Annotated in this window: 21 protein-coding genes; 15 read left to right on the forward strand and 6 right to left on the reverse strand. The window is 56.1% G+C overall.

All coding sequences use genetic code 11. The features are described from left to right. Positions 1-9 precede the first annotated feature (9 nt). Positions 10-1,518 carry a tripartite tricarboxylate transporter permease gene (locus ACLI4M_RS02450; RefSeq protein ID WP_133623185.1) on the forward strand — a complete coding sequence of 503 codons (1,509 nt, stop codon included), beginning with the start codon at positions 10-12 and terminating at the stop codon, positions 1,516-1,518. Between the two features lie 26 nt (positions 1,519-1,544). Here the strand turns inward: ACLI4M_RS02450 and ACLI4M_RS02455 are convergent, their stop codons facing one another. Then, positions 1,545-2,327, reverse strand: a complete 783-nt coding sequence (locus tag ACLI4M_RS02455) for an AraC family transcriptional regulator (protein ID WP_133625037.1) — start codon at positions 2,325-2,327, stop codon at positions 1,545-1,547. A 99-nt stretch (positions 2,328-2,426) separates the two neighbouring features. Here ACLI4M_RS02455 and ACLI4M_RS02460 point away from each other — a divergent pair, with 99 nt between their 5' ends. The 6 genes from ACLI4M_RS02460 (at position 2,427) to flk (ending at position 9,944) form a co-directional block, all read left to right on the forward strand. Beyond that, on the forward strand, positions 2,427-3,308 hold the full coding sequence (locus tag ACLI4M_RS02460; RefSeq protein WP_133623184.1) for an EamA family transporter: 882 nt from the start codon (positions 2,427-2,429) through the stop codon (positions 3,306-3,308). 442 nt (positions 3,309-3,750) lie between these two features. Then, a complete protein-coding gene (locus tag ACLI4M_RS02465; protein WP_133623183.1) occupies positions 3,751-4,278 on the forward strand; it encodes a fimbrial protein in 528 nt (175 codons plus the stop codon). Positions 4,279-4,312: 34 nt separating this feature from the next. Continuing rightward, positions 4,313-5,110 (forward strand): fimbrial biogenesis chaperone, encoded by a 798-nt coding sequence (locus ACLI4M_RS02470; RefSeq protein ID WP_133623182.1) that lies wholly within the window; start codon positions 4,313-4,315, stop codon positions 5,108-5,110. A 51-nt stretch (positions 5,111-5,161) separates the two neighbouring features. Continuing rightward, positions 5,162-7,717 carry a fimbria/pilus outer membrane usher protein gene (locus ACLI4M_RS02475; protein ID WP_133623181.1) on the forward strand — a complete coding sequence of 852 codons (2,556 nt, stop codon included), beginning with the start codon at positions 5,162-5,164 and terminating at the stop codon, positions 7,715-7,717. A 13-nt stretch (positions 7,718-7,730) separates the two neighbouring features. Further along, positions 7,731-8,762: a fimbrial protein gene (locus ACLI4M_RS02480; RefSeq protein ID WP_166643167.1), complete on the forward strand. Its 1,032-nt coding sequence runs from the start codon at positions 7,731-7,733 to the stop codon at positions 8,760-8,762. Positions 8,763-8,906: 144 nt separating this feature from the next. Beyond that, positions 8,907-9,944 (forward strand): flagella biosynthesis regulator Flk, encoded by a 1,038-nt coding sequence (flk, locus tag ACLI4M_RS02485; protein WP_048915411.1) that lies wholly within the window; start codon positions 8,907-8,909, stop codon positions 9,942-9,944. Positions 9,945-9,992: 48 nt separating this feature from the next. Here the strand turns inward: flk and ACLI4M_RS02490 are convergent, their stop codons facing one another. Beyond that, positions 9,993-11,441 (reverse strand): sugar porter family MFS transporter, encoded by a 1,449-nt coding sequence (locus tag ACLI4M_RS02490; RefSeq protein ID WP_133623179.1) that lies wholly within the window; start codon positions 11,439-11,441, stop codon positions 9,993-9,995. Between the two features lie 121 nt (positions 11,442-11,562). Then, positions 11,563-12,015, reverse strand: a complete 453-nt coding sequence (locus ACLI4M_RS02495) for a rhodanese-like domain-containing protein (RefSeq protein WP_133623178.1) — start codon at positions 12,013-12,015, stop codon at positions 11,563-11,565. Between the two features lie 88 nt (positions 12,016-12,103). Here ACLI4M_RS02495 and ACLI4M_RS02500 point away from each other — a divergent pair, with 88 nt between their 5' ends. Next, entirely contained in the window at positions 12,104-13,552 is a 1,449-nt protein-coding gene (locus ACLI4M_RS02500) for a PLP-dependent aminotransferase family protein (RefSeq protein ID WP_133623177.1), read from the forward strand. Here ACLI4M_RS02500 and ACLI4M_RS02505 read toward each other — a convergent pair. Further along, positions 13,512-14,705, reverse strand: coding sequence for an MFS transporter (locus ACLI4M_RS02505; RefSeq protein ID WP_133623176.1), 1,194 nt, complete (start codon positions 14,703-14,705; stop codon positions 13,512-13,514). The genes ACLI4M_RS02500 and ACLI4M_RS02505 overlap by 41 nt on opposite strands. A 541-nt stretch (positions 14,706-15,246) precedes the next feature. On the opposite strand from ACLI4M_RS02505, the gene ACLI4M_RS02510 reads away from it, so the two are divergent. The 6 genes from ACLI4M_RS02510 to ACLI4M_RS02535 are packed head-to-tail and all read left to right on the forward strand — an operon-like array spanning position 15,247 to position 21,973. After that, positions 15,247-16,233 (forward strand): autoinducer 2 ABC transporter substrate-binding protein, encoded by a 987-nt coding sequence (locus tag ACLI4M_RS02510; protein WP_048915407.1) that lies wholly within the window; start codon positions 15,247-15,249, stop codon positions 16,231-16,233. A gap of 51 nt (positions 16,234-16,284) precedes the next feature. After that, entirely contained in the window at positions 16,285-17,784 is a 1,500-nt protein-coding gene (locus ACLI4M_RS02515) for a sugar ABC transporter ATP-binding protein (protein ID WP_133625036.1), read from the forward strand. Then, the gene (locus ACLI4M_RS02520) at positions 17,777-18,763 is read left to right on the forward strand and encodes an ABC transporter permease (RefSeq protein WP_133623175.1); all 987 of its coding nucleotides are present in this window, start codon (positions 17,777-17,779) and stop codon (positions 18,761-18,763) included. Before ACLI4M_RS02515 ends, ACLI4M_RS02520 begins: the two co-directional genes overlap by 8 nt. Position 18,764: 1 nt before the next feature. Next, complete coding sequence (locus tag ACLI4M_RS02525; protein ID WP_133623174.1) at positions 18,765-19,718, forward strand: ABC transporter permease; 954 nt, start codon at positions 18,765-18,767, stop codon at positions 19,716-19,718. A 15-nt stretch (positions 19,719-19,733) separates the two neighbouring features. After that, positions 19,734-21,368, forward strand: a complete 1,635-nt coding sequence (locus tag ACLI4M_RS02530; protein ID WP_048915404.1) for an FGGY-family carbohydrate kinase — start codon at positions 19,734-19,736, stop codon at positions 21,366-21,368. Then, the gene (locus ACLI4M_RS02535) at positions 21,368-21,973 is read left to right on the forward strand and encodes a KpsF/GutQ family sugar-phosphate isomerase (RefSeq protein ID WP_048915403.1); all 606 of its coding nucleotides are present in this window, start codon (positions 21,368-21,370) and stop codon (positions 21,971-21,973) included. The genes ACLI4M_RS02530 and ACLI4M_RS02535 overlap by 1 nt, the downstream gene beginning before the upstream one ends. Before the next feature lie 67 nt (positions 21,974-22,040). Here the strand turns inward: ACLI4M_RS02535 and ACLI4M_RS02540 are convergent, their stop codons facing one another. Next, a complete protein-coding gene (locus ACLI4M_RS02540) occupies positions 22,041-22,196 on the reverse strand; it encodes a Hok/Gef family protein (protein WP_133623173.1) in 156 nt (51 codons plus the stop codon). Between the two features lie 321 nt (positions 22,197-22,517). Next, positions 22,518-22,673: a Hok/Gef family protein gene (locus tag ACLI4M_RS02545; protein WP_133623172.1), complete on the reverse strand. Its 156-nt coding sequence runs from the start codon at positions 22,671-22,673 to the stop codon at positions 22,518-22,520. A gap of 262 nt (positions 22,674-22,935) precedes the next feature. Between ACLI4M_RS02545 and ACLI4M_RS02550 the strand changes: the two genes are divergently transcribed. Then, positions 22,936-23,301: an MmcQ/YjbR family DNA-binding protein gene (locus ACLI4M_RS02550; RefSeq protein WP_133623171.1), complete on the forward strand. Its 366-nt coding sequence runs from the start codon at positions 22,936-22,938 to the stop codon at positions 23,299-23,301. Positions 23,302-23,304: the final 3 nt, after the last annotated feature.

The following is a 23,304-nucleotide window of genomic DNA, read 5'->3' on the forward strand; positions in this document are numbered from 1 at the left end:
GAGAACCTGATGGATACCTGGTCCTTTTTAATGCAGGGCTTTGCCGTCGCCATGACGCCGGAAAACCTGCTGATCGCCTTAATTGGCTGCTTTATCGGTACCATTGTTGGCCTGCTGCCGGGCCTTGGCCCGATCAACGGCGTGGCAATCCTGATGCCGCTGGCCTTTGCACTGCATCTGCCGGCCGAATCCGCACTGATCCTGCTGGCAACGGTGTATATCGGCTGTGAATACGGCGGGCGTATTTCGTCCATTCTGCTGAATGTGCCGGGCGATGCCGGGGCGATAATGACTGCGCTCGACGGTTACCCGATGGCGCAGCAGGGGCGTGCGGGCGTAGCGCTGTCGATTTCGGCGGTCAGCTCATTTATCGGTTCCACTATCGCCATTGTCGGCATCATCCTGTTTGCGCCGATACTCGCCAACTGGTCGCTGGCATTTGGTCCGGCGGAATATTTTGCGCTGATGGTGTTCGCTATTGCCTGCCTTGGCAGCATGATGAGCCAGAACCCGCTCAAATCATTCCTCTCGGCGTTAATCGGCCTGAGCATGGCCACGGTCGGCGTTGATGCCAATACCGGGGTTTACCGGTTTACCTTTGACAGCGTTCACCTCTCCGACGGCATTCAGTTCGTGGTAGTGGTGATTGGTCTGTTCTCGGTAAGCGAAATCCTGCTGATGCTGGAGTCCACCAGCGGCGGCCAGAAAGTGGTGCGCGCCAGCGGACGTATGCTGTTCAATATGAAAGAGGCGGCCCAGTGTACCGGTGCCACACTGCGCTCATCGCTGATTGGCTTCTTTGTTGGCGTATTACCCGGTGCAGGAGCCACCATTGCCAGCGCCATTGCCTACATGACCGAGAAGAAAATCAGCGGTGGCGAAACCTTCGGCAAGGGCGATATTCGCGGCGTGGCCGCGCCGGAAGCGGCGAATAATGCTTCCGCCTGCGGCTCGTTTATCCCAATGCTGACGCTGGGTATTCCCGGCTCCGGCACCACGGCGGTAATGGTGGGCGCGTTGACGCTGTATAACATCACGCCAGGCCCGGAGATGTTTGTTGAACAGCCGGATATTGTCTGGGGGCTGATTGCTGCCCTGCTGATCGGCAACGTGATGCTGCTAATCATGAATATCCCGATGATCAATATCTTCGCCCGTATGCTCACTATTCCGCTGTGGTTCCTGGTGCCGGCGATTGCGGCCATCTCCGCCGTCGGTGTTTATGCGGTTCACAGCACCACCTTTGACCTGTTGTTAATGGTGGGCTTAGGGATCTTCGGCTATATCCTGCGCAAGATGGATTTCCCTATGTCTCCGCTGATCCTCGGTTTTGTACTTGGCGGAATGCTGGAGCAGAATCTGCGCCGCGCGCTGTCAATCAGCAACGGCAACCTGCCTATTCTTTGGGAGAGTCTGATCTGCAAACTGCTATTGGTGCTGGCTGTCAGCGTGCTGGTCGTGCCTCCGCTGTGGAAACGCTGGCGTCGTAAGCGCCTGCAGTCGGCAGAGTCTCATTAAGCCCGGGGCGTGGGACGCCACGCCCGCTAACTTCCGGCACGATGACGATAACGTTCCGGCGTGGTGCCTGACTGCTGCTGGAACATCACAATCAGCGCTGACGCCGAGCTATACCCCAGGTCCAGCGCCACCTCCTTAACACTTTTCCCCTGTTCCAGCAGCGAAATTGCGTGCAAAAAGCGCAACCGCTGCCGCCATTCACTGAATGACATGCCAAGCAGCGTCTGGCAGCGCCGCGACAGGGTGCGCTCCGTGGTGTAAACACGCTGCGCCCACTGTGCCAGCGTGGTGTTATCCGCCGGGTTACGCTCCAGCGCCTGCAATACCGGCGCCAGCGCCTTATCCTGGGTAGAAGGCAGATAACTCTGCTGGCTTTCCGCCTGGCGCAGCTGGTCGAGCAGCACCGCGCATAGCCGACGATCTTCAGCACTTTCCGGCACCAGCAGCTGGCGAGCAGCGCACTCATCGATAATCGCATGTACCACCGGACTGACGCGCAGCAGGCAGGCACGCGGCGGCAACGATGCGCAATCCTCTGCGGCGATATTCAGCGTGCGAAAATGCGCCTGCTTGTGGTTATAGCTGGCATGCTGCTGCAAAGGGGGGATCCAGATCGGCAGATCGGGTGGCGTCAGCAGACGCTCGCCCTCCACCTGCATCTCCAGAACGTTGCACTTAACGAAAATCACCTGGCCCCAGCGGTGCTGGTGCGGCAGATATTCGGTACGCGCATTGGCCTGTTCATAGCGGAAGAACAACCGCAGCGCTTCGGCATCCGCCGGTGCGCTATAGGTTAACTGCTGAATCATCTTGTCCGGTTGCGTCATACTTTTGTCTGATTATGATTATCTGTTTCAAAACCGACAAGATTACACTGCTGCGCTTTCCCTGAACATAAGAGAACCCCGATGAATTTTCTGTTTCCTCTGTTTGCGGTGCTGATCTGGTCGATCAACGCCGTGGTCAGCAAGATGTCTGCCACGGCAATCGATCCCGCCGCCATCTCCTTCTACCGCTGGCTGCTGGCCCTGCTGGTGCTGGCCCCGTTTGCCCTGCCCGGCGTCTGGCGCCATCGTCAGCAGGTGAAACAAAATGGCTGGAAGTTACTGGTGCTCGGATTACTCGGTATGGTGCTGTATCAGAGTCTTGCCTATTATGCCGCTCACAGCGTCAGCGCGCTGTTTATGGGGATCCTCAATGCGCTGATCCCGCTGCTGACGGTACTGTTAAGCCTGCTGCTGCTGCGCCTGGCTCCGACCGTCGGCATTCTGCTCGGCAGCCTGCTCTCCTTTTGCGGGCTGGTGTGGCTGGTCAGCCAGGGTAATCCCGCGCAGCTGCTGTCGCACGGACTGGGCAAAGGTGAGCTGATGATGTTCGCCGCATCAGGTTCTTACGCGCTGTACGGCGTGCTCACTAAACGCTGGGCGCTGCCGCTGCCTAACTGGCAGAGCCTGTGGGTGCAAATCTTCTTTGGCGTGCTCCTCCTGACGCCGGGTTTTCTGCTGGCGCCGGACGTCTCGCTCAATGCGCACAATATTCCGCTGGTGCTGTTTGCGGGCATTCCTGCTTCGATCATTGCTCCGTTTTTGTGGATCCAGGGGGTGGCACGACTCGGAGCCAGCACCACAAGCATCTTTATGAATCTGGTGCCGATTTTTACCGCAATTATTGCCGTACTGTTCCTGCATGAGCAGCTGCACGCCTATCACTATATCGGCGGCGGGATCGCGATTTTAGGCGTTGCCCTCGCCCAGAGATTACGTATCACATTGATATTTAATAATAAATAATGCCACTTTAGATTATGTAGCTGTAGGATTTCTTTCTTGCAGCTGCCCCCACCAATCACTAAGATCATTCTGATATTTAAATAAATACTTCTAAATAAAATCAATTATTTTTAATAAAAACATACCAAATATAATAAAACATAAATATTTATGTTATTTTGGACTATTTGCTATTTACCATTTTCACACAGCGACTAATCTTCTTAGCAATGCAAGCATTAACGAACTGGGGAATCGTTCATTATCGATATATCTAAAAACCTGACATTCTCTCGCATTTTTATTCTCGAGATTCGAGAGTGATTCCACCAAGATTCTATTTATCTTTATTTTATTCAGCTGAGGAAGTTTTCAATAAAACTTCAGGTAAAAAATAAAACATCGCTTGTGTTAATGATATTTAAATTAACAATCGGCACTTTCAAATCAAAAGGAATTAAATATGAAAAAGACATTACTGACCACCGCGCTGATTTCAGTGATAGTACTTCCTATATCATCGGCAATGGCTTATGACGGAACAATCAAGTTTGTTGGCTTAATTTCCAACACCACTTGTAACATCAATATCAACGGGCGCGGCAGCAACACGACGATAAAATTTAATCCTATATCAGAAAACGCCCTTCCACAAAAAGGGGCAGTTGCTAACGAACTGCCTTTCACCCTGGTATTAGATAATTGTAAGAATGCCACTAACTATGTCCGCGCATTGTTTGAAAGCCCGCAAACGGATTACCGCACAGGTAACCTGATAAACAATGGCGATGCAGCCAACGTTCAGATACAACTGCTGGATAAAACTCATCAACCAATCAGGCTGGGCGATGGTTCACAGTCCGATGGTGCCTCGTTCAAAATTATTGATAATACGGCTACCCTGAACTATTTTGCGCGTTATTATGCCACTGGAAAAGTCACTGGCGGTAAAGTCGACACGCTGGTCCATTACTCATTAAACTATTTCTAACTCATCACTCTGTTTAAAGTGCAAGGGGAGAACCTTGCACTTTATCGTGCATCCAAAATATAGAGTATCGATTATGCCAGTCGTAACAAACCTTCCTCACTCACTATTGATATATTGTATCTATATACTGTTAGCCTCGCAAAGCCTGGTGAGCCACGCTAACGTTATCATTAATAGTACACGCGTGATTTACCCACAAAATCAGCATGAAGTGAGTGTTCAGTTAACCAATGACAGCCCCCAGCCTGCGCTGATACAGGCGTGGATTGACAGCGGTGATCCTGATGCAACTTTTAACCAGATCTCCGTGCCCTTTATATTGACGCCTCCCATCGTTCGTATTGAACCACAAAGTGGTCAAACGCTAAGGCTGACCTGGACCGGGGGCAGTTTACCGCAGGACAGAGAATCGGTTTTTTGGCTTAATATCCTCGACATTCCACCCAAAAAAACTGACTCAACGGACAGTAATATCTTGCAGATGGCGATCCGCAGCCGGATTAAAATTTTCTTTCGCCCGCCCTCTCTTGATGAAAAAGGTGCAACAGGGTCATTTCAGTCACTACGCTGGCAGCGCGCATCTGCATCCCCGGCCACCATCCTGACTATTTATAATCCATCAGGTTATTTTATTAATATTGCAAGTATAACTATTGGCCACCATGGCAAGGAGATAACAAGTTTAAACGGGGAGATGATTGCGCCACGCGGCTCAGCAGAATTCAAATTCACGCATCTTCCGGAAAAAATAGATAACACCGCGTTGCGCTACGAAATATTTAATGACTACGGCAGCATTACGACGGTGAAAGCCGATAACAACAAAAAATAGCTCCAAGCCACATCACGCCTGATTTAATTGAGCTAAATATGGAGAGAATAGATGTTCAGGATACTTTTCACTGCCGCTCCTGTCTGGCGTCTCCGGCTTTGCAACTTTTTCTCGCGTAGTCTGTTACTTCTTGGATTGCTGAGTATAGAAACTCAACAAAAACTTTTCGCCGCAACGGATGAGGGAATCGCTATATTTGATGCTCATTTTTTACGTAACACCTCTGATGAAAGTATTGATGTTTCACAGTTTAGTCGCGGTCACGCGTTACAGCCCGGTCGCTATGATGTCAATATTGTGCTGAATGAAAGATCGATTAAACAATTAAAAGTGACGGTTAAAAAAATTTCAAACCACACGGTTATCTGTATAACGCGCCCGCTGCTCAATTTATTACATATAAAAAGCACTTACATTGACGACCAGCAGCTAAAAAAACTCGATACTTCTGCAAACTGTTTAAGTCTGGAACAGCTTATTCCTGCCGCAAGTGCCCATATCGACATTAGCACCTTAAGCATGATAATCGCTATTCCGCAGGCAGCATTACAGCATCAGGCACAAAATGAAGTTGATCCTTCTTTGTGGCAACGAGGAATTAATGCTCTTATTTTAAACTATAACGCTAACTACTATCAGTCAAAGCAGGATGGTAGCGCGTTTAACTCCTTATATAACAGCAATAATATTGGCCTGAATATCCATGGTTTTCATTTCCGCCATCTGGGATCGCTGAACTGGCAAACTGAGAGCAGCACGCACTATCAAAACCTGCGCAATTATGTTGAGCGTGATATCAGTTCAATCCGGTCGCGCATTACTGTGGGAGACGCCGATACCAGCGGCAATCTTTTTGATAGCTTTTCATTCCGCGGCTTAACACTGCGCAGCGTCGACGCCATGCTGCCAGATTCGCGGCGCGGCTATGCTCCCGCCATTAGAGGCGTGGCTCAGACCCATGCCCGCGTTAGCGTGCGGCAGAATAACGTGCTGCTGTATGAAACCACCGTCCCTCCTGGCCCCTTTAGCTTCGACGACCTTTATCCTACCGGCTATGGTGGAGACCTGGTGGTCACCATAAGGGAATCCGATGGCCAGATAAGTCAATTTATGGTGCCTTACGCTTCTATTCCCCAGCTGGTGCGTCAGGGAACAACACTGTTTAGCATTACCGCCGGTACGCTGCGTAATATGAATCTGTCCAACACGGAAACCGTCGCCCAGGCCACGCTGCAACGGGGGGTCAGTAACCTTGTGACCAGCTATGGCGGTATCTTAACCACGCGTAATTATCACGCTTTCCTGCTGGGCGGCGCAGTCGGCACGTCAATGGGGGCGCTGGCGCTGGATGTCAGCCAGGCACAAACGGTCAGCCGCAGTAAGCGCCTTTCAGGTCAAAGCTATCGAATGACCTACAGCAAAGAGTTTAATCAGAGCAGCAGTAGCGTATCTGTCGCCGCCTGGCGCTTCTCATCTTCCGGTTATCTGGGCCTGAATGATGCGATGCACTGGATAGATAACCGGCGGCGTAACGTCCCCTCTTCCTGCGATGATGCAAAGCAGGCGCAGCGTAGCCGTCTCTCCATCAGCCTTTCACAGACTCTGCCTGAAAGCTGGGGGCAAATGTATCTGACTGCAATCAGGCAGAATTACTGGCGCAATAATGGCAATGACAACCAGCTTCAGGCGGGATACAGCAATGCGTTTCGCTCGCTGAGTTGGTCACTCTCGGTAAACCGCTTGAGTTCACGCGATGGGGGAGAGACTCAATTTTCTCTCGGCTTCTCACTGCCGCTGGGCAGCGACATGCAGGATACCAGCATGAACCTGAACGTTAACCACGACGCCCAGGGATTATCCAGCCAGGTTAATCTCAGCAGTTCACTGGGAGCAGAACAGCAGTTTGATTACAACGTTGGAATAAGCCAGGATCGCCAGCAGGGAGCCAGCGCCAATACGGTCGCCAGCTGGCACTCAGCCTGGAGCACCTTGCAAGGCAGCTATGAAGCTGGCAACCATAGCCACTCATGGTCCGGGGGTCTCAGCGGGGCGCTGGTAGCACTGCCTGATGGCGTGATTTTCAGTCCCTGGTACAGCGAAACCATGGCGCTGGTCGATGCGCCTTACGCTAAGGGCGCCACGGTGGAAGGTCACTCTGGCCTGAAGCTCAATGATCAGGGACGTGCACTCGTTCCCTATATGATTGCCTACCACCTCAATGAGATCGTCCTCGACCCACAAGGGTTACCGCCAGATGTGGAGCTAAAGAGCACCCGTCAGCAGAGCGCACCATATGCAGGTGCGCTGGTTAAAGTTAAGTTTGCCACCACGCGCGGTCGGGCTGTGTTAATCCATTCTACCCACTCCGATGGTCAGAGCCTGCCGTTTGGTGCCAGCGTGAGTGATGAACGGGGGAATAACCTCGGATTGGTTGCTCAGGGCGATATGATCTATGTCCGTCTACCAGAGGGACGTTCTCGTCTGGTGGTCAAATCCGGCGAAACAACCGTCTGCACGCTGACCGTTACTCTTCCCCCGCACCAGCAGCTGGAAAACGGCTTTGAACGGTTTAACACACCCTGCCTGCCTGCTAACGCCCGATCGTAACGAGATGAGATTGATGAATTATCGATACTATTTACTGCTGTTTGCCGCCGTTGCGCTCGCACCGTTCAGTTTGCCGACCCAAGCCGGCTCGCTGAAATGTGTCACAGAGCGGCGAGGCGCTTTCCCGCTGGTGGTGTTCAACGCCGGCAACGCGCTGAAATTATCCTCTTCACTGCCAATGGGAGCTACGGTGTTTAACCAGAGCTACACTATCACCGCCTGGTGCAGTATCAGCGACCCTCAGCAGCAGGGAAATGAACTGGCCTTATTCATTCGCCGTAACGGCAGTAAAATACTCGGTAACGGCTTAACGCTGATCACCACGCTAAATGGCGATCGGGGTAGCGATGATGGCGTAGTCAGTACCGGCGTGATGATTACCAATCATAATGCTGCGGCTGGTCTCCCGCATAGTACCTGGCAACGAGCCAGCTTTGGCGTCACCGTTGAAATTGTTAAATCCGGGCAAACGCCGGAACGCCCTGAGCAGGTAACGCCAATTAACTCACGCATTTCACTATTTGATATTGGCTCCGACAACGGCGGAAAAAAAGCGAACTATCAGATGCTGGATGCCGAAAAGTGGCTGAGCTTCAAAGCAAAGAGCTGTAAAGTCCAGGGACCTGCGTCCTTTAGCGTTTCGCTAGGTACCATCAGGATCAGACAAGACCGGGGTTTCGGTTCAGCTATCGGTTCCACTAGCGAGGGTAAAACATTCGCGCTTAACTTTATTTGCGATACGGATGTTTCGGGCAATTTTAATGTGATGCTGCGGCTCGATGGTCAAACCCCAGCAGGTGGGGCAAAACAGGGATTGATCAGCCTGAACAGCCAGGTTCACAGCGCCAGCGGCGTCGCGATACAAATCTTACATGCTGCCAGTGGCTTTCCGGTAGATATTGGCAACAGCTGGAAAATCGGCAGTTATCCTCTTGCCCGCCGTACCATAGAAGTGCCGTTGCTTGCACGCTACTACCAATTGACACCGGGCATTACTCCCGGAAAGGCTACCGGCATACTCACCTGGACAATCAGCTATCTGTAAACGGTGCACGTTAAAAAAAAGTCGGAAAGCGACACGATTAAGCCGCCCTGCTCTACCTATCCCCGGCCGGGATTGTTATCATGCTCTATTACCCTCTGTGGTCCGGCGCGCCCCGGATAATGACTCTGACTGAAGGACTTCGCCATGCAACCTTTGAGTGGCCCTGGTGCGCCGATTCCCGGCGATCGACCGACGATCGATGCCCAAAAGGGCACATCGCGCCCCGGCCCTGGCGATCAACCTCTTACGCCCGCACAGCGCACCACGCTGGAGCGCCTGATCGTCAAGATCATGTCGCTCAGCACGCTGAAATCCCCCGAGCTGTGGGCTGGCCTGCGCCATGAGGTCGGCGTAAAAAATGATGCGGGCCTGCTGGCGCGCCATTTTCCTCCGGCAGAACAGTTCCTCAATACGCGTTTGTCACAGGTGCAAAACACCCACGCCACGCGCCAGCTGTTACAGCAGCTGACCGACCTGCTGCCCACCGGGAATAACCGCCAGGCGGTGAGCGACTTTATCCGTCAGCAGTTTGGTCATACGGTCTTAAGCTCGCTCAACCCTGACCAGCTGCGTCAGGTGCTGACCATGCTGCAGAACGGGCAGATGGCGATCCCACAGCCGCAGCAGACGCGCAGCAGCGATCGCAGCCTGCTGCCAGCCGAGCATCAGACGCTGAACCAGCAGATTTCGCGCCTTGCCGCCGCCACCGGCGAGCAGCCGGTCAAACTGTGGGCTTCCGTACTGAAGGTGATGAACCTGCACAGCGGTGATCCTATCCCCTCGCGCGCCTTCCCGCTGCTCAACCAGTATCTGCAGGCCAGCCAGACGCTTAGCCAGCATAGCGCACCGACGCTAACGCAGCTGATTGCCACCCTGAAGCAGCCGCCGGATGTGGGCGAGCAGCGTATGCTGGAGGATTACAGCCAGCAGCGCTTCAGCATTGCGCCACAAACGGTGCTCAGCCCGACTCAGGCACAGGACCTGCTCAATCTGCTGTTCAGCCGCCGCGCAGAGCGTTTGCAGGAACAGCCGCTGGCCGACAGCGAGCTGAATCCAAAACCGATTGCAGCGCCAATCTGGGGTACGCTGCCGCCGATGTTGCAGCCGCTGGCGAATCGTCCGGTGTTTACCGCCTTTGCCATGCTGATCCTGCTGGTTCTGGTGCTGTGGATGCTGTTCTGATTTAGCGCCTTATCAGGGCTGGCGCCAACGCGGCGCCAGCTCTTCTTCTCAGGCCACTTCCTCTACCGGCTTGCCGCCAAAGCGGTCGCGCATAATCTGCTCGATCTCCTCCAGGCTCTTACCTCTTGTCTCCGGCAGCATCAGCGCCACAAAGGCCAGTGAGCCGATGTTAATGATGGCGAAAATAAAGAACGTTTTGCTGCCGGCAAACGCCATTAGCGGCGGGAAGCAGAAAGCGACCAGCGCATTAAAAATCCACTGTAATGACACCGCGGTGCCCGTCAGCGCCCCGCGCAGCTGCATCGGGAACAGTTCGGACATCAGCAGCCAGTAGACGGGTGAAATGCACATCTGCATAAAGAACAGGAACATCAGAATAAAGGCCAGCGCCAGATAGCTTTGGGTTAAACCGGCTGGCACCAGCGTCATCACCAGCCCTAACATCAGCTGGGCGGCGATAACAAAGAACAGCCCGGTCATCAGCATTTTACGGCGTGGGAAGCGGCTAACCGCCCAAATACCCACGAAGGTGGCAATCACGGAAACCACACCGTTGCCAATCGTGGCGGCGATAGAGGCGCTGGTTCCCAGCCCGGTCGACTTCAGGATAATCGGCGTGTAGTACATAAAGGCATTGACCCCGGTGAACTGGATAACGAAACCCAGCCCGATGCCGATCATCAACAGGCGCAGCACCCATTTTTCCTTAATCAGGGTCATCACGTCCGGCCCACGCTCGGCCTTACGCGCCTGTTTTTTCATCTCGCGCATCTCCTTACGCACCTCTCGCGGAGTTTCACGCAGGTACTTCAGGATGTTTTTTGCCTCCTGCAGTCGCCCTTCGGCCACCATCCAGTGCGGGGATGCCGGAACAAAAAAGGTGCCGATAAACAGCAGCAGGCCGGGGATCATGGCGATAGCCAGCATATAGCGCCACAGGTGTTCGTCATGCAGCAGATAGCTGAGCAGAGTGCTGGCAACGTAGGCCACCAGCTGGCCGGTGACAATCATCAGCTCATTACGGCTCACCAGTGGAGCCCTTAATTTCGGACCGGCGATCTCAGCAATAAACACCGGCACGGTGGCCGACCCGCCGCCAACGGCGATACCGAGCAGAAAACGCATCGCCACCATCACCGAAATCGACGGTGCAAGAGCAGTACCGAGGGAGCCGGCAACAAACAGCACGGCGAGGCTGCGTAGCGTGATGCGGCGGCCAAACTTGTCGGAGAAGAAACCACTGAGGAAGGAACCGAGCGCGGCGCCAAACACCAGTGAAGAGGCGACCAGCCCTTCAGTAAACGAGTTTAAGCCCAGCCCGCCCTGTGCCGCAGGCGCGGACATATAGGGTAAAGCCCCGGAGATAATACCGGTGTCGTAACCAAAGGCCAGCGCGCCCATGGTGGCGACGAGCACCACAAAGAAAATTCGCTGTTTAACAATCGTCGCGCGCGAGGACTCATCGGCTTCCGAGGAGTCTGAGGAGGTTGTGTTCATATGATCCCTGAATAAGAAGAAAAGTCTGTGGCGCTCACATTTATTGTGGAAAAGGCGCTAAACGGTGAGTCGCGCAAAAAGTGTAGACTCCGTCACAGTTTTCGACAAATTCAAAAGTCATTTAACATCCGCAGTCGCTTAGAGCGGCAGCGGCGGGCCACTGCCCCGCGTTATCTCCTGTCACGATCGGATGGCTATCGCGCTGCCAAAAATCCAGCCCGCCGATCAGCTCTTTCACCTGAAAACCCGCAGCAGCCAGCTTCCAGGCTCCTTTGGTCGAACCGTTACAGCCAATGCCGTCACAGTAGGTGATATACACCTTTTCGCGCGCCAGTGCGGCCAGGGTCTCTGCCGTCATGGTGCGATGGGGAAAGCTGAGCGCCCCGGCTATATGCCCGGCGCGGTACTGCTGTGCGGAGCGCACATCCAGCACCACAATCGCCGCGATGCCCGCAGCAAGGTCCTGCGCCACATCCCAGGCATCGGCGTAATGCGCCAGTTTGTCACGCAGCCACGCTTCACTCTGCGCGGGGGATGGCGGGGGAAACTGTAAAACGGCTGAAAATGGGTTCATCTCATGCTCCGGTTCGGGTTAATGTTGTTATCTTAATGCGAATGGGTCTTTACAATAAGACCGATTAAGCCACTACGATAAGGCCAATATGCCCACTGTTACCGTGCCGTTTCCTGCCCTGTTTAGTCGTCAGAATGCCACCACCCTGCGCGAGAAAGTGTGCGCGATGCTGCGTCAGGCCATCGTCGACGGCTCACTGCCAACCGCGGCACGCCTGCCCTCTTCTCGCGTGCTGGCCAGCGATTTGTCGCTGTCGCGCATCACGGTTGAAGCAGCTTACAGCCAGCTGGAGAGTGAAGGCTATCTGACGCGTCAGACCGGGCGCGGAACGTTTGTCGCTGTTGCGCCCGTGCCGCCGCCGCGCCGCCGCCCGCCCGTGGCTGCCCCGCTTCTTTCCCTGCGCGGGCAGCAGATCGTCGCCGACGGCGGCTGTGAAGATCCGCCGTTTCCTCAAGCGTTTGCAGCCGGATCGCCAGACCTGCGCGCGTTTCCGCAGCGGATATGGCGTAGACTGACGCAGCAGCGCCTGCGGCTGGATGGCGAAAGCCTGATGCGCTACGGCGATCCGCTCGGCCTGCCGGCGCTGCGCCAGGCGGTGGCGCACTATCTGGCGCAGTCTCGCGGGGTGCGCTGCCACGCCGAACAGGTGGTGATCCTCACCAGTTCCCAGCAGGCACTGCAGATGATCGCCCTGCTGCTGTGCGATAGCGGCGACAGCGTTTGGCTGGAGGATCCGGGCTATCTCGGGGCCTGGCAGGCGTTTAGCAGCAGCGGCGCGCAGGTCAGCGGCATCGCTTGCGATGAGAGTGGCGCGATTATTCCGGGTGGAGATGCGCCAAAGCTGGTGTATCTCACGCCATCCCATCAATATCCCACCGGCGTGACGCTAGCGCTGGAGCGGCGCCTGGCGTGGCTGGCTTTTGCCCGCCAACAGCAGTGCTGGCTGATAGAAGATGATTATGATAGCGAGTTTCACTACGACCAGCGCCCGATGCCCGCCTTACAGGGTCTGGAAGAGGATGCCCGGGTGCTGTATCTCGGCACCTTCTCCAAAGTGCTGTTTCCCTCTTTGCGGCTGGCGTATCTGGTGGTGCCCGATGCATTAATCGAACCATTACGCCGCCTGCGCAGCATTATCGACGGGCACAGCGCGCAGCTGATGCAGGCGGTGACGGCAGATTTTATTCACCACGGTCACTTTGCCGCGCACCTGCGCCTGATGCGCCAGCTGTATGCCAGCCGCCGCAATCTGCTGGTCAATGAGGTGAATGACAAACTCGCCGATCGCCTTACGCTATTCCCACATCAGGGCGGTTTACAGCTGGCGGTCGGGCTGAAAATGGGCAGTGAACAGCAGCTGACGCAGCAGGCAGCGCAGCACGGCCTGCTGCTGCCGCGCCTGTCTCCGCTTTATCAGCAGCAGCCAGCGCAGGCGGGCTGGATGCTGGGATATTCCGCCCTGCAGCCGGCGGAGATCGTCCAGGCAGTGACACGGCTTAGCCGCCTGGATTGGTCAACCCCGCGCGGGCAAAGCTGAAGGTGACGGCAATACCCAGCGCGGCGCAGACCGCACCGGCAATGTACACCGAACCGTAGCCGAGACCGGTGGCCAGCAGCCCGGTAAGCGGGCCGGTGATGCCATAAGCGATATCCTGAAACGCCGAAAAACCGCCTAGCGCGGTGCCACGCACCTGCGGCGCCACCCGTTTTAGCACCTCAACTCCCAGCGCCGGGAACACCAGCGAACAGCCGCAGCCGGTCAAAGCCGCCCCTGCCAGGGCTATCCAGCCGTTCGGGGCCATGCCCAGCAGCAGCAGGCCAAGCGCTTCCACCATCAATGAAATCAGCGCCACGCGCGTGCCGCCCAGCCGATCCGGCAGGCCGCCAAACAGCACGCGCACCAGCACAAAGGCTACGCCAAACGCGGTTAAAGCAAACCCGGCATTGCCCCACTGGCGATCGGCGAAATAGAGCGAGGTGAAGGTGCCAATCACCGCAAAGCCTGCCCCCTGAAGTGCCAACGCAGATCCCGGCTGTGCAATCTGCCCAACCACTTTCCACAGTGACGGTCGCTCACCACCGTGTACCGGTACGGCGCGCACGCCAAGGTTGAACAGCAGCGCCGCCAGCGGCAGCAGAATAGTGGCAATGCCCAGCAGTGCAAAACCGCCGTGGCTGTATAACAGCAGCCCGAGCGGTGCTCCTGCAGCCAGCGCGCCATAAATGGCCATGCCGTTCCACGACATCACCTGGCCGCCGCGTGTCGCGCCCACCAGCCCCATACCCCAGGTCAGATTGCCGGTCAGCAGCTGGCTTTCACCAAAGCCCAGCAGCAGGCGCCCGGCCACCAGCAGGGCAAATTTAGCCATTACCGGCAGCGGCAGCAGTGCCGCCAGCAGATAGGCAACCCCAACCAGCGCCAGCGCCAGCATGCCCTGTAGCGTTGAGCGTTTTGCCCCGCGCTGATCGGCCAGCCTTCCGGCATAGCCACGCGTTAGCAGCGTGGCAAAAAACTGGATGCCTACCGCAACGCCCACCAGAAAGTTGTTCAGCCCCAGCACCTGGTGAACATAAAGCGGGATCACCGGCAGCGCGAGGCCCGCCGTCAGGTAGGTGAGAAATACGGCAAATGAGATGCGCGCCAGCGCAGTCGTGGCCTGCGCCGGGCGTTGGTCGATACGGCTGGACATCGTTAACTCCTCCTGAGAGAACCGGGGCACGGCCTGTGCCACAGATGGTTATGGAATTTTATTTTCAAAGACAACCAGAGTGGCTAAATAGTTTCAAATCGTCAACGCTATTAACCGCCCGCGCTGGAATGTAACCCAGTTACGTGCCTTATTACCTGCGGTAGCTAAACAACCAGACCAGGCTCAGGCATAAAATCGCGATATGCGCCGCATTTCGCTGACAAAAATAGCGGCTGTTTGAGATTAGAGTACCACTTTCACTCAGGCCGGGAAGCGCCCTGCGGGTAATTGTTACCAAAATGATAACAGGCAAAAAAATTAACAATAATGAAACAATAAGATCTCAGTAAACTTCCTACAATCACGCCGAAAATAACAACTTATTAACAGATTTAACTACATAATTTAACTTTAAAGGTCACAGATCACACTTTCCATCATTGCCCACTTCTTCGCCAAAATCTTATTGCTATCGTGAGCCGGTGGTGAAATCCACCCTCATACCTGACGAAAACAACGATCTGGATAACAAGGTACTGCTATGAAATTTAACCTCGCGTTACTCAATGCATGTGTCGTATCCGCCTGCATGTTATTAGCAACACCCGTGCTGGCAGCAGAAAAACATGATATCGCCGTCGTGGCAAAAGTCACAGGCATTCCGTGGTTTACCCGGATGGCGGTGGGCGTGGACGAAGCGGCGAAAAAGCTCGACGTCAATGCTTACCAGGTTGGCGGCTCCACGGCCGATCCGGCGCAGCAGGTAAAGGTGATTGAGGACCTGATCGCCAAAAAAGTCGACGCAATCATCGTGGTGCCCAATGACGCCAAAGTCCTTGAGCCCGTGCTGAAAAAAGCGCGTGACCAGGGCATCGTAGTGCTGACCCATGAATCCCCGGACCAGCAGATTGGTCAGTGGGATATTGAAACCATCGACAGCACTAAATATGCCGAAAAGAATATGGATGAGCTGGCGAGCGCGATGGGTGGCAAGGGCGGATACGCCATTTACGTTGGCTCGCTGACCGTGCCGCTGCACAATGCCTGGGCCGATGCGGCCATCAAATACCAGAAAGAGAAATACCCGGAAATGCACGAAGTGACCGCGCGCCTGCCGGTGGCGGAGAGCATCGACAAATCCTATGCCACTACGCTCGACCTGATGCGCACCTACCCTGACCTCAAGGGCATCATCGGTTTTGGCTCGCTTGGCCCAATCGGTGCCGGACAGGCGGTGAAAAGTAAACGGGCGAAAAACAAGATCGCCGTGGTGGGTATCGCGATGCCTGCTCAGGCTGCGCCTTACCTGATGAGCGGCGATATCAAAAAAGCCCTGCTGTGGGATCCAAAAGATGCCGGTTTCGCCCTGGTCAGCCTGGCGGATCAGCTGCTGGATGGCAAACAGGTGACGCCTGACCTGACCATCGACGGCCTGGGCAAAGCGGATGTTGATATGCAGCATCACGTTATCCGCTTCAACCGCATTCTGGAAGTGACCAAAGATAACGCTAAATCCCTCGGTTTTTGATTGTTTCGGGCCGGCGACTGTCGGCCCTCACCCACTCCAGGGCGATGAATGATGGCCACACAAACTCCTTTTATATCGTTGGAAAAAATCAGCAAATCGTTTCCCGGCGTGCGTGCGCTGGATAACGTCACGCTGACGCTGAACCGCGGCGAAGTACACTGCCTGGCCGGGCAAAACGGCTGTGGCAAAAGTACCCTGATCAAAGTCATTTCCGGGGTATATCACCCCGACAAAGGCTCGCATATCAGCGTTGACGGCAAGCGCTTTAACCAGCTCAGCCCTGCCCTGTCGGCGTATTACGGCGTGCAGGTGATCTACCAGGATCTGTCGCTGTTTCCCAATTTATCGGTGATGGAGAACATCGCGGTCCACCGCTATCTGCCGGGCGGCAGCTTCTGGGTGAATCGCCGTGCCATGCGGCAGCTGGCGCTGGAGACCATGCAGCGTATCGGCGTTAGTCTCGACCCGGCGCGCAAAGTAGAAAAACTGTCGATCGCCGACCGGCAGCTGGTGGCGATCTGCCGGGCGCTGGCCGCCGATGCCAGCCTGGTGATCATGGATGAGCCCACCGCCTCACTGACGCGCCATGAGGTTAATGGCCTGCTGCGCGTGGTGCGTGAGCTAAAGGCCGCCGGGATCTGCGTGGTGTTCGTCAGCCATAAGCTGGATGAGGTGATGGAGGTTTCGGACCGCATCAGCGTGATCCGCGACGGCAAGCTGGTCGGCACCTATGCCGCCAGTGAACTGGACGGTGATGAACTGGCGTTCCTGATGACCGGCCAGCGCTTCAGCTTCAGCCACCTGCCGGAGCGGGCCGACCGCAGCGAAACCCCGCTGCTGGAAGTGCGCAACCTCTCCCGGCGCAACCAGTATCAGCAGATTAACCTGCAGCTAAGACGCGGCGAGATCACCGCCATCGTCGGCCTGCTGGGTGCCGGGCGCACCGAGCTGTGCCTGTCGCTGTTTGGCCTTTCGCGCCCGGACAGCGGCGAAATGCTGATAGACGGTAAGCCAGTCAGGCTGCGCCATAATCGCGACGCTATCCGCCACGGCATTGCTTACGTTTCGGAAGATCGTCAGAGCGAAGGGCTGATTATGCCGCAGTCGATCTTCGATAACCTGCTGGTGCCGGTGTTTGGCCGCCTGCGCGGTCGACTCGGCTTGATGGATCGCGCGCAGGCGCGCCACCAGGTGGCCTCACTCATCCGCGAGCTCAATATCAAAGTGTCCGACAGCCAGCTGCCGGTTCAAACGCTTTCCGGCGGCAACGCCCAGCGCGTGGCGATCGGTAAATGGGTGGCGACGCAGCCCAAAGTGCTGATCCTCGACTCGCCGACCGTCGGCGTCGATATTGCTAATAAAGAGGGGATCTATCGCATTGCCCGCGAGCTGGCCGATTCCGGTATGGCGGTGCTGATGATATGCGATGAGATCCCGGAAGCTTACTACAACAGTCATCGCGTACTGGTGATGCGCAAAGGCGAGCTGGTTGCCAGCTTCGCGCCCCATCAGTGCAGCGAAGAGGAGATTGCCGGGGTGGTTAATGAATAACAAGCTGCGTCACTTGATCAGCCACCATGAGTTCTGGCTGGGTCTGTTAATTGTCCTGCTGGCGCTGGGACTAAGCCTGCGCACCAGCGAATTTCTCACTCTCGGCAACCTGACCGACGTGGCCACCAGCTATGCCATTCTCGGCATTCTCGCCTGCGGCCTGTTTGTGGTGCTGATCGCCGGAGGCATCGATATCTCCTTCCCGGCGATGACCGCCATCGCGCAGTACGTGATGGCCAGCACCCTGCTGGCGCACGGCGGCAATTTCTTCAGCGCCTTTGCCATTGCCATCGGCTGCGGGCTGCTGCTCGGCATGGTTAACGGGCTGCTGGTATACCTGCTGAGGGTGCCGGCAATTATTATCACCATCGCCACGCTCAACCTGTTCTATGGCCTGCTGGTGTGGATGACCAACGGCACCTGGCTGTACGGCTTCCCGGAATGGTTTATGAACGGCATTAACTGGCTCTCCTTTACCGCTTCGGACGGCTATGAATATGGCCTGACGCTGCCGCTGCTCTGCCTGCTGGGCGTCTTTGTGCTGACTGGTGTGCTGATGAACTTTACCCGCTTCGGGCGGCAGATCTACGCGATGGGCGGTAACCGCGAATCCGCTTCGCGCCTCGGCATCAACCTGCGCAGCCTGCATCTGGCGGTTTACGGATATATGGGCGTGCTGGCGGGCGTCGCGGCCGTGGTTCAGGCACAGACCACGCAGTCGGTAGCACCGAACTCGCTGGTCGGCTACGAGCTGACAGTGCTGGCGGCGGTCGTGCTGGGAGGAGCCAGTATGAGCGGCGGGCGAGGAACGCTGATTGGTACCCTGCTCGGCGTATTACTACTGGCCTTCCTGCAAAACGGCCTGACGCTGATGGCGGTGTCATCCTACTGGCACATGGTGTTCAGCGGAGTGATTATTCTGGTGAGCGTCAGCGCGACGGCGTGGAACGAGAAACACCAGCTGGCGAAGGGGAACTGAGATGCAGACATTACTGAATAAACTGCCGGGCGACCGCATCATCCGGCTGCAGCTGCTGATGATGGTGGTGGTGCTGGCGCTGTTTTCCCTGACGCTTGGCGGACGCTTCTTTAGCAACGGCAACTTTCAGTCTATCGCCAGCCAGCTGCCGGTGCTGGGGCTGCTGGCATTAGGCATGGCAGTGACCATGCTGACCGGCGGCATTAATCTGTCGATTATTGCCAGTGCCAATGCCTGCTCGCTGGTGATGGCGGCACTGATTGTCGCCCATCCGGAACAGCCGCTGTGGCTGGCCCTGGCGCTGCTGGCCGGCCTGCTGACGGCTGTAGCGATTGGCGTGCTTAACGGTGTGCTGATTGCAGTGGTGGGCGTTTCGCCAATTCTGGCAACGCTCGGCACCATGACGTTGATTGCCGGGCTGAATATCCTGCTGTCGAACGGCGCGGTAATCTCTGGCTTCCCGCCGCTGATCCAGATGCTCGGCAACGGGGATATCGCCGGCATCCCGCTCTCGCTGTTGATCTTCCTGCTGGTCGCTGCGCTGGTGTGGCTGCTGCTGGAACGCACCACGCTCGGGCGCAGCATTCTGCTCATCGGTTCGAATCAGAAGGCCACGCGCTTTAGCGGGGTGAACACCACCCGCGTGATTATCACCGTGTATGTCCTCTCCGCGTTGATGAGCTGGGGAGCCGCGCTGCTGATGATGTCGATGTTTAACTCTGCCAAGGCAGGTTATGGCGAGTCATGGCTGCTGGTCACCATCCTCGCCTCCGTGCTCGGCGGCATCAATCCTGACGGCGGCTTTGGCCGTATTCCCGGGCTGGTGCTGGCGCTGATTGTGTTACAGATGATTGAAAGTGGACTGAATCTGCTGGGGGTGAGTAGCTACCTCACCATGGCACTTTGGGGTGGCGTACTGATCCTGTTTATTGCGTTGCAAAATCGCAGAACCTGACGACTGAGGATAAAAATGGCGAGCTATTACATTGGTGTGGATGTGGGAACGGGCAGCGCACGCGCGGGGATTTTCGATATCACCGGGCGCATGATGGGCCAGGCCAGCCGTGAAATTGAGATGTATCGCCCACAGGCCAATTTTGTCGAGCAGTCCTCCGACAATATCTGGCAGGCGGTTTGCCAGGCGGTGCGCGATGCGATTAACCAGAGCAATATTAACCCGGTGCAGATTAAAGGGCTGGGCTTTGATGCCACCTGTTCGCTGGTGGTACTGGATAAAGAAGGCAAGCCGCTGACGGTCAGTCCGTCCGGTCGTAATGAGCAGAACATCATCGTCTGGATGGACCACCGCGCCATCGTGCAGGCCGAGCGCATTAATGCCTTAAAACATCCGGTGCTCGATTACGTGGGTGGCGTAATCTCCCCGGAGATGCAGACTCCGAAGCTGCTGTGGCTGAAACAGCATATGCCCGCCAGCTGGCAGAATATCGGCCATCTGTTCGACCTGCCCGACTTCCTGACCTGGCGCGCCACGGCGGACGAAACCCGCTCGCTCTGTTCGCTGGTGTGTAAATGGACCTACCTTGCCCACCAGGACGGCTGGGATGCCAGCTACTTTAAACAGATTGGGCTGGATGACCTGCTGGAGCGCGACGCGGCTAAAATTGGCAGTGAAGTGAAAAGCATGGGCGAACCGCTTGGGCGAGGGCTGACCCAGCGCGCCGCCAGCGAGCTTGGCCTGTTGCCCGGCACGGCGGTTAGCGCCTCGATCATTGATGCGCACGCTGGCAGCCTTGGCACCCTGGGTGCCGCCGGGCCGTCCGGCGAGCTGGCTGATTTTGACCGCCGCATCGCGCTTATTGGCGGCACCTCCACCGGTCATATGGCGATCTCCCGCGAGCCGCGCTTTATCAAAGGTGTTTGGGGGCCCTACTTCTCGGCGGTGCTGCCAGACTTTTGGTTGAATGAAGGCGGCCAGTCAGCAACCGGGGCGCTGATCGACCACGTTATCCAATCGCACCCCTGCTACGCCACGCTGCGCGAACAGGGAAAAACTCAGGATAAAACCATTTATGAAGTGCTGAATGGCCTGCTGCGCAGTATGGCGGGTGAAGCGGATAAGATCGCCTTTCTCACGCAGGATATCCATATGCTGCCCTATTTCCACGGCAACCGTTCGCCGCGGGCGAATCCGAATCTGACCGGAATGCTGACCGGATTGAAGCTGTCGCGTACCCCGGAAGATATGGCGCTCCATTATCTGGCCACCATTCAGGCGATTGCGCTCGGCACGCGTCACATTATTGAGACCATGAACCAGACGGGTTACAGCATCGATACCATTATGGCCAGCGGTGGCGGCACGAAAAACCCAATTTTCGTGCAGGAGCATGCCAACGCCACCGGCTGCACGATGCTGCTGGCGGAAGAGAGCGAATCAATGCTGCTGGGCAGCGCGATGATGGGCACGGTGGCTGCAGGCGTATATGACTCACTGCCGGAAGCCATGAATGCCATGAGCCGGATTGGCAAAACCGTCACCCCGCAAACCAACGAAATCAAACGCTACTACGATCGTAAATACCGCGTGTTCCGTGAGATGTATCACGACCATATGAAATATCAGCAGATGATGCAGGAGGCCTGATGGATGCCCAACAGAGCTGGCAGCAGGCCTGCGCGGGCTGGCAAAGTTATCGGCAAGCGCTGAGCGCGCTGGAGCAGCAGCTCGACCGTCAGCAGTGGCAGGCGGTGCTTGATGCCCTTGCCCACTGTCGCGGAAAAATCGCCGTCACCGGCATCGGCACTTCCGGCATCGCGGCGCGTAAAATCGCCCATATGCTGGCCTGCGTTGAGCACCCTGCCATCTGGCTGAGCGCCGCCGATGCTGCGCACGGTGACATCGGTTTTCTGCGCGCCGATGACGTGCTGATTATGCTGTCGCGCGGCGGCAATTCCGATGAGCTGACGCGCCTGCTGCCGACGCTTAAAGCCAAAGGCACCCTGCTGATTAGCGTGACCGAAAACGCTGATTCGGCGATTGCCCACGCGGCAGATTTGCTGCTGCTCATGCCGAAAACGCAGGAGATCGACCCGCTAAACATGCTGGCGACCACCTCCATCATCAGCGTACTGGCGGTGTTCGATGCGATGATTGCCGTGCTGATGGAATACAGCGGCTATGACAGGCAAACACTGCTGGCGGTGCACCCGGGCGGCAATGTCGGGAAGATCCTGCGCGAAGAGCAATAGAAAGGGTGCTTAAGGACAGTGCATCGCCACACCGAAAAGGCGGGATTGCTCCCGCCTCCGGCTGCTCTTACTTCTGCGGGTTGCAGGCCATAAACGCAGCCACCTCTGCGATACCGGTGCGGATCCGCACCTCACACAGGTCCTTCCTCGTCACCAGAACGGCGGCCAGCGCCGTCATACAGAGGATGATAAGGGCGATAAAGATCGCCTTGTGCTGTTTCATGGTTGCTCTCCTTGTCTTTCGACGGGTAAGAGGCTAACCTGATGTTGCTAGGCATCGGATAGGCCTCGGGTTGATTGAAAAATCACTCGGGGCTTTTCTCTTTCTGCCGTCTGCAAACAGCATGCTTAAGGCAGAAAGCCTCAAGCACCCGCGGGAATAATACAAACCTCACATTTAATATCTGCGGCAAACGTGCGCAGGCCGCCGGATATTCTCATTATTGAGAGCATCAGCAGCTGCGGACGGGAATGGAGAAAGGGTGCTTAAAGACAGTGCATCGCCACACCGAAAAGGCGGGATTGCTCCCGCCTCCGGCTGCTCTTACTTCTGCGGGTCGCAGGCCATAAACGCAGCCACCTCCGTAGTATTAGTGCGGATCCGGAACTCACAGAGATCCTTCCTCGACACCAGAACGGCGGCCAGCGCCGTCATACAGACAATGATAAGGGCGATAAAGATCGCCTTGTGCTGTTTCATGGTTGCTCTCCTTGTCTTGCGACGGGTAAGAGGCTAACCTGATGTTGCTAAGCATAGGATAGGCCTCGGGTTGATTGAAAAATCACTCGGGGCTTTTCTCTTTCTGCCGTTTGCAAACAGCATGCTTAAGGCAGAAAGCCTCAAGCACCCGCAGGCATAGTACGTCTCTCACGCTTTATATCTGCTGAATAAGTGCGCAAAAAAGGAAAGCGCGGTTGCTCTGTGCTAGCCTGCTGATATTCAACGATGACGGATGCTGGCAATGGACGGACAACAGATACAGAAAATCGCGATGCGCATCGCACAGGCGTTACCCGCTGCTGAGCTGTGCTACCCGTTCGGGCCGGAGTATGAAGTGTTCAAGGTCCGCGGCAAGATGTTTGCTCTGATGGCACAGGTGCGCGGCGAGAGGGTTGTAAACCTGAAATGCCGCCCGCAAGATGGCGAACTGCATCGCGTGATTTATGACAGCATCCACGCCGGCTACCATATGAATAAGCGCCACTGGATTTCGATTTATGCCGGAGAGCAGATAAGCGAAGGATTGATCAAACAGCTGGTGGAAGAGTCATACGACCTGGTGGTTGCCGGGCTGCCGAAGCGCTTACGGCCAATGGAAAAACGCTGATTT

The sequence above is a fragment of the Erwinia sp. LJJL01 genome (assembly GCF_047300805.2).
Classification (GTDB): Bacteria; Pseudomonadota; Gammaproteobacteria; order Enterobacterales; family Enterobacteriaceae; genus Erwinia; species Erwinia aphidicola.